Here is a 1,237-nt window from a genome sequence, read left to right as displayed (position 1 = left end):
AGAAAGCCACCGAGTCTGGCAACCAAGCGCACCACCTCGTTGAGCGTGGGCGGCTTGCTTGGCAGCTTCTGCTTGTTCAGGATGTAGGCGGCTTTCCACTCATCGGGCTCGAACATCAACTGGGCATCCAGGTCCGGGCAACTTCGCCCCAGCCGCATCAGCCGGGCGATACGCCAGGCCACCACCATGTACAGCACCAGCGCGCGCTCAATCTTCTCGATGCTTCCCAGTTGCAGCGCCTCGATGCGGCAGCCGTTCTTCAGGACATGAAAGAACATCTCGATTTCCCAGCGGGCCCGGTACCAGTCAATCATGCGCGCGGCCTGCTCCAGGCTCTGCACCGGTAGATTGGTCAGCAGCCGCCACTCGACAGGCTTGTCGCCTGCGGCAGGCTGCATTTCCTTGGCCACGATGCAACTGGCCTGCACAAAGTGGCCTTTGCCATCGGGCAGTTCGAGCATTTGCGCCCACACCTGCTGGACCACTTCACGGGCGCGCTGGCCCTTGCGCGAGGCCATTACAAAGCGTATTTCGCCCAGAGGCTCGCTTTGCAACACAGAGATCCAGAGTTTGTCGCCGCTGGACAGGGTGCGGTTGTGTTGGGAGCGCAGCAGCCAGTCCACAGGCGTGCCCAGCGCGCGCGCACGCCGCATCAACTCCATGATGTCGGCCTCGCGGTCAGCCAGGTACACCAACCGGGTGCCGGACAACTCGGCGGCCATTTCGGCCAGCCGCTCGTAACCTTCCACCCAGCGCACACTCTCCTTGATGCCGGGGCGGCTGCCGTCCTTGTTTTTGGGTTCGCGTGCCCACATCCACGCGTCGAGCACGCCCAGCGGTTCGCGCGAAGTCGACACGGCGTAGGTCGGATGCGCGTACATGCCGCGCTGCGCTTCGTAGCTCAGCGGCCCCAGGCCGCTGGCCTCCTGCCCGTTGAAGTCCAGCTCGGTCGTGTCCTGAATGCACAGCACCACCTCGTGCCCGGCCATGCGCGTCTTGGCGCAGTCCGTGTGCGCGCCCAAAATCGCACGCCAATCGACTTCCTCGTTGCCGAAGAACCGGTACGCCGCCATGGTGTCGGCCCAGTCCCCGCAGGCTTGCGGCACGCTCGCCATGGGCTGGGCGCTCAAGCGCTCCACCAGCCGGATGGCCCGCTTGTTGCGCCGCTCATCGCCCAAGTCTATCGTCTCAAATTCAGTGCCTGCCCAGCCCATCGTTTTCCTTCAAATCTTTCTTG

General features: G+C 63.8%; 1 protein-coding gene. It reads right to left on the bottom strand.

Annotation, left to right across the window (positions count from 1 at the left end):
• Positions 1–1,184 (bottom strand): IS4 family transposase (locus tag IWX87_RS19465; RefSeq protein ID WP_370583956.1); only part of this gene is annotated, 1,184 nt, incomplete at its 3' end.
• Between the last annotated feature and the right edge of the window lie 53 nt (positions 1,185–1,237).

It is taken from the genome of Polaromonas sp. CG_9.7 (assembly GCF_015752205.1).
In the GTDB taxonomy this organism is placed as follows: domain Bacteria; phylum Pseudomonadota; class Gammaproteobacteria; order Burkholderiales; family Burkholderiaceae_C; genus Polaromonas.
Note: the sequence above shows the minus strand (reverse complement) of the source record. Positions and strands in the feature narration are given on the sequence as shown.